Source organism: Kitasatospora sp. NPDC058046 (assembly GCF_042885595.1).
Classification (GTDB): Bacteria; Actinomycetota; Actinomycetes; order Streptomycetales; family Streptomycetaceae; genus Kitasatospora.
In genome coordinates this window covers 1-6,254 of the sequence record NZ_JBHVRS010000060.1, presented here as the reverse complement: position 1 = coordinate 6,254, position 6,254 = coordinate 1, and the positions used below count along the sequence as shown (strand labels likewise).

Here is a 6,254-nt window from a genome sequence, read left to right as displayed (position 1 = left end):
CCCTGCTGTACTGCTCCGGCGCCCCCCGAGATCTACACACATAGAGTCGTCGGCAGCGTCTGTTGTGTATAAGAGACAGGATTTCCGGGGGTGGTGCGTTAATCAAAAATCTCGGTACATCAAGCTCCGGTGGGGGCTTGGGGGGGGGTTATCCGCGCGGGGTACTCGGCGCGGATCACCGGGGCCGCCTAGGAGTTGTCGCGGGCCAGGCGGAGCAGCTCGGCCAGATCCATGTCGTCGATCAGCTCGTCGCCGACCGCCTCGGCGGTGCCGGTCGCCCCGGCGCCGTCGCCCGCGGCCGGGCCGACGCCCGGCAGCTCGGGGTCCAGCGCCGTGCGCAGCTGCTTGGCGAGGGCGGCGGGGGTCGGGTAGTCGAAGATCAGCGTGCTGCTCAGGCGCAGACCGGTGGCATCGGTGAGCAGCTTGCGCAGCTCGACCGCGGTCAGGGAGTCGAAGCCCTGCTCCAGGAAGCCGCACTCGGGGTCGAGGCCGTTGTGCGGGGCGTCGCCGAGCACCCCGGCGACGCACTCCTCGACCAGCTCCAGCAGCAGCTCGTCGCGCTCCGGCTCGGTGAGTCCGGCGAGCCGCTCCCGCAACCCGGCGGACCGGTCCGGCCGCTCACCGGCGCCCGGCGCGTCGGCGTCCTGCGCGTCGGCCGGCCGCGGCGCGGGGGCGTCCGCCCTGGCGGCGCGCCGCCAGGCGGCGAGCAGCGGCAGCGCGGCCCGCAGTTCGGACGGGAGGTTCCCGCCGTCGCCCTCCAACCGCAGGACGGCGGCCAGCGAGGCCTCGTCCTGCTGCTCGACGGCCGCCCAGAAGGAGGCGTCCAGCGGGTCGGCCGTCCCGGCCCCGGCCTTCGGCTGGACGACGTCCAGCCAGTACCGCCCGCGCTGGAAGGCGTAGGTGGGCAGGTCGACCCTGTGGCCGTCCGCGTGGAACGCCGTCCAGTCCACCGGCACGCCGCGCAGGTGCAGCGCGGCCAGCGCGGACGCCAGGGCGAACTCCTCGGAGCGGTCCCGGCGTTGCGCGGCGACCAGGGCCGCCCGGCCGCCGGCCGCCGTGCCGTCCAGGAACTCCTGGCCCATGGCGGTGAGCACACCGTCGGGGCCGAGCTCCAGGAAGGTGGTGACGCCCTCCGCCAGCAGCGTCTCCACGGCGTCGTGGAAGCGGACGGTGTGGCGGGCGTGGCGGATCCAGTAGTCGGGGTCGGTGAGCTGGTCGGTGGTGGCGGGTCGGCCGGTGAGGGTGGAGACGATCGGGATGGCGGGGGCGTGGTAGGTCAGCTCGGCGAGGACGTCGCGGAACTCGTCGAGCATCGGTTCCATGAGCGGGGAGTGGAAGGCGTGGCTGACGCGCAGTTCGCGGGCCTTGTCGAACTGTGCGGCGACGGCCCGGACTTCGGTGGTGTCACCGGCGATGACCAGGGAGCGGGGGCCGTTGACGGCGGCGATCGAGACCCGCTCGGTGAGCAGGGGCAGGACCTCCTCCTCGGTGGCCCGGAGCGCCACCATGGCGCCGCCGATGGGGAGGTGGTCCATCAGACGGGCACGGGCGGTGATGAGGCGGGCGGCGTCCGGGAGGGAGAGCACCCCGGCCGCGTGGAAGGCCGCGACCTCGCCGATCGAGTGGCCGGCCAGGAAGTGCGGCCGGACGCCCCAGGATTCGACCAGGCGGTAGAGCGCCACCTCGACGGCGAACAGGGCGGGCTGGGTCCAGCCCGTACGGTCCAGCGGTTCGCCGCCCTCGGCGATCACCTCGCGCAGCGGGCGCTCCAGGTGCCGGTCCAGCTCGGCGCAGACCTCGTCGAACGCCGCCGCGAAAGCCGGGTACGCCGCGTACAACTCACGCCCCATGCCTGCGCGTTGGGCACCCTGGCCGGTGAACAGGAAGGCCGTCCGGCCGGAGGCCGCCACCGCCCTCAGCACCCCGGGCGCCTGCGGCGTCCCGGCGGCCAGGGCCCGCAGCCCGGTCAGCAGGCCGTCCCGGTCCGCGGCGACCACGGCACCCCGGTGCGGGAACTGCGAGCGCGTGGTGGCCAGGGAGAGCCCGAGGTCGGCCGGGTGCAGCTCCGGCTGCTCCTCGACCAGCTCCAGCAGTCGCCCGGCCTGGCCGCGCAGCGCCTCCTCGGACCGGCCGGAGAGCACCAACGGCCGTACGGCCGGGCCCTCGTGGCTCCGCTCGGGGGCCGTCGGCGCCGGGTCGCCCTGCTCCAGGACGAGGTGGGCGTTGGTGCCGCTGATGCCGAAGGAGGAGACGCCGGCCCGGCGCGGGCGGCCGGTCTCCGGCCAGTCCCGCGTCGCGGTGGCCAGCTCGACCGCTCCGGCCGTCCAGTCCACGTGCGGCGAGGGCTCGTCGACGTGCAGGGTGCCCGGCAGGACGCCGTTGCGCATCGCGAGCACCGTCTTGATCACCCCGGCGACGCCCGCCGCGGCCTGGGTGTGGCCGAGGTTGGACTTCACCGAGCCGAGCAGCAACGGCAGTTCGCGGTCCTGGCCGTAGGTGGCCAGCAGCGCCTGGGCCTCGATCGGGTCGCCCAGCTTCGTGCCCGTGCCGTGCGCCTCCACCACGTCGACCTCGCCCGCGGCGAGACCGGCGGCGGCCAGCGCCTGGCGGATCACCCGCTCCTGCGCGGTGCCGTTCGGGGCGGTGAGGCCGTTGGAGGCGCCGTCCTGGTTGACGGCGCTGCCGCGCAGCACCGCCAGTACCGGGTGCCCGTTGCGGCGGGCGTCCGACAGCCGCTCGACCAGCAGCATGCCGATGCCCTCGGAGAACCCGGTGCCGTCGGCGCCGGCCGCGAAGGCCTTGCAGCGGCCGTCCTCGGCGAGGCCGCGCTGGCGGGCGAACTCGATCAGCAGCTTCGGCGTGGACATCACGGTCACGCCGCCGGCCAGCGCCAGGTCGCACTCGCCGCGGCGCAGGGCGGCCGCCGCGAAGTGCAGGGCGACCAGCGAGGAGGAGCAGGCGGTGTCCACGGTGACGGCCGGGCCCTCCAGGCCCAGCGCGTACGCCACCCGGCCGGTGGCCACGCTGGCCGCGCTGCCGTTGCCGAGGTAGCCGTCGACCTCCTCGGGCACGTCCTGAACCCAGGTCGCGTAGTCGTGGTAGACCATGCCCGCGTACACGCCGGTCCGGCTGCCGCGCAGGCCGAGCGGGTCGATCCCGGCCCGCTCGAAGGCCTCCCAGGAGGTCTCCAGCAGCAGCCGCTGCTGGGGGTCCATCGCCAGCGCCTCACGGCGGTTGATCCCGAAGAACGCCGGGTCGAACCCGGCCACGTCGGTCAGGAAGCCGCCGGTCCGGGTGTAGGTGCGGCCCGGGGTGCCCGGCTCGGGGTGGTAGATGCCCTCCAGGTCCCAGCCGCGGTCGGCCGGGAACTCCGAGAGCACCGAACCGCCCTCGGCGAGCACCTCCCACAGCGCCTCCGGGGTGGCGATCCCCCCGGGGAAGCGGCAGCTCATCGCGACGATCGCGATCGGCTCGTCGGGGTCGGCCGTGACCGCCACCGCCGCCGGGGCCGGGGCGGAGTCGTCCGCGTCCGCGCCGAGCAGCTCCTCGACCAGGTGCGCGGCGAGCGCGCGCGGCGTCGGGTGGTTGAACACCAGGGTCGCCGGAAGGCGCAGCCCGGTCGCGGAGTTGAGCCGGTTGCGCAGCTCCACCGCGGTCAGCGAGTCGAAGCCCAGCTCCTTGAGCGCCTTCTCCTCCTCCACGGCGTCGCCCGAGCCGTGCCCGAGCACCGCGGCGACGTGGCCGCGGACCAGGTCCAGCACGGTCCGCCGGCGGTCCTCGCCGGAGAGCCCGGCCAGGCGCCCGGCCAGACCGCCCGCCGGAGCGGCGTCCGGGGCACCGGCCGTGCGGCGGCCCGGGCCACCGGAGGCCAGGCCGCGCAGCAGCGCGGGGACGGTGGCCGCCCGGCCGCGCAGGTGGGCCCGGTCCAGCTGGATCGGCACCAGCACCGCCTCGCCCGAGGCCACGGCCGCGTCGAACAGGGCCAGTCCGGTCTCGGCGCTCATCGGCACCGCGCCGCCCCGCACGATCCGCTCCAGGTCGGCGTCGACGAGGCGCCCGGCCATGCCGGACCGCTCCTGCCACAGGCCCCAGGCCATCGAGACGGCCGGCCGGCCCTGGGCGCGGCGGCGCTGCGCCAGGGCGTCCAGGAAGCAGTTGGCGGCGGCGTAGTTGGCCTGCCCGGGGTTGCCGAGCACACCGGCCGCGGCCGAGAAGAGGACGAACCCGCCGACGTCGCCCGCCAGTTCGTGCAGGTTGAGCGCGCCGGTGACCTTGGGTGCGAGCACCCGGTCGAACTGCTCGGGGGAGAGGGAGAGGACGGTTCCGTCGTCCACCACGCCCGCGGTGTGCACCACGGCGGTGAGCGGGCGCTCGGCGGGGACGGCGGCGAGCAGCTCGGCGAGCTGCCGGCGGTCGGCGACGTCGCAGGCGGCCAGGGTGACCTCGGCGCCCGCCGCGCGCAGCTCGGCGAGGAGTTCGGCGGCGCCCTCGGCCGCCGGGCCGCGCCGGCTGGTCAGCAGCAGGTGCCGGGCGCCGTGGGCGGCGACCAGGTGGCGGGCGGTCAGCTCGCCCAGGCCGCCGATCGCGCCGGTGACCAGGACGGTCCCGGAGACGTCCAGCGGGACCTGCGCACCAGCACCCGGCTTCCCGGTGGCGGTCGGCGCCTTGGCCAGGCGCGGGGCGAGCAGGGCGCCCCGCCGGACGGCCAGCTGCGGCTCGGTGTCCACCGGCAGTGCGGCCAGCGGCAGTTCACCTCCGTCGTGGTCGACCAGGACCAGCCGGTCCGGGTTCTCCGACTGCGCGGAGCGGACCAGGCCCCACACGGCGGCCAGGACCGGATCGGGCGCACCCTCCCCGGTGGCGACCGCGCCGCGGGTCAGCACGGCCAGCCGGGCCTCGGCGAACCGCGGGTCCACCAGCCACTCCTGGACGAGTCGCAGCACCCGTACGGTCGTCGCGCCGACCGCGGCGGCCAGCTCGTCCGTCGCCTCGGACCCCTGGGACGGGGCGAGTTCCACCGCGACCACGTCGGGCACGGCCGCGCCGGCGTCCACCGCCGAGCCCAGCTCGGCCAGGGCGGCCAGGCAGTCCGTGCTGCCGGCGCCGTCCGTGCTGTCGGTGCTGTCCGTGCCGTCGGTGCGGTCGGCGCTGTCGGTGCCGAGGAGCGTCCAGGAGCGGGCGGCCGGGTCGCCGGCCGGCACCGGCAGCCACTCGATCCGCAGCAGCGACTCGCGCACGGCCCGGTCGGCGGTGCGCAGCCGCTCGGCGGAGACGGGCCGCAGCAGCAGCGAGTCCACCGAGGCGACGGGCGCGCCGCCGAGGTCCGCGACGGTCAGCGACAGGGTCTCCGGAGCCGTCCGGGCCAGCCGGACGCGCAGCGCGGTCGCGCCGCTCGCGTGCAGCCGGATCCCGCCCCAGGAGAAGGCGAGCCTGCCCTGCTCGGCGTCCGGCACCAGGCCCATCGCGTGCAGGGCGGCGTCCAGCAGCGCCGGGTGCAGCCCGTAGCGGGCGGCCGCGGCCTGCTCGGTGGCGGGCAGGGCGACCTCGGCGTAGACCTGGTCGCCGTGCTGCCAGGCGGCCCGCAGGCCCTGGAAGGCCGGGCCGTAGTCCACCCCGGCGTCGGCGAGCCGCTGGTAGGCGTCGGTGACGTCCAGCGGGGTCGCGCCGGCCGGCGGCCACGCGGTGAGGTCCGCGGCGGACTCGTCGGCTGCCGTGTCGGCCGCCGCGTCGGTGGTCGCGTCGGTGGCCGCGGAGAGCGTGCCCGAGGCGTGCCGGGTCCACGGCTCGTCCTCGGCGGCGTCGGCCGGGCGGGAGTCGATCCGCAGCGGACGGACGCCATCCTGCTCCGCGCCGACCAGGACCTGGAGCCGGACGCCACCGCGCTCGGGCAGGACCAGCGGGGCTTCCAGGGTGAGTTCGTCGAGGCGGCCGCAGCCGACCTCGTCGCCGGCCCGGACGGCCAGCTCCAGGAACGCCGTCCCGGGCAGCAGGGTCGCGCCCATCACGGTGTGGTCGGCCAGCCACGGCGTGCTGTGCCGGGAGAGCAGCCCGGTCAGCAGGTGGCCGTGGCCGTCCGCGAGCGGCACGGCCGCGCCGAGCAGGGGGTGCTCGGGGGCGGTGAGGCCCGCCGTGGTGACGGCGGCCGCACCGGCCACGGTGTCCAGCCAGTAGCGGTTGCGCTGGAAGGGGTAGGTGGGGAGGTCGGTGCGGTGGCCGGCGGTGAGGAGCGGGGTGAAGTCGGCGGGGGCGCCGTG

General features: G+C 76.4%; 1 protein-coding gene. It reads right to left on the bottom strand.

Features of this window, described 5'->3' with window-relative positions:
* Positions 1–188: 188 nt before the first annotated feature.
* Positions 189–6,254, bottom strand: a 6,066-nt coding sequence (locus ACFVU7_RS45000) for a type I polyketide synthase (RefSeq protein ID WP_388052527.1), incomplete at its 5' end; no start/stop codon positions are given.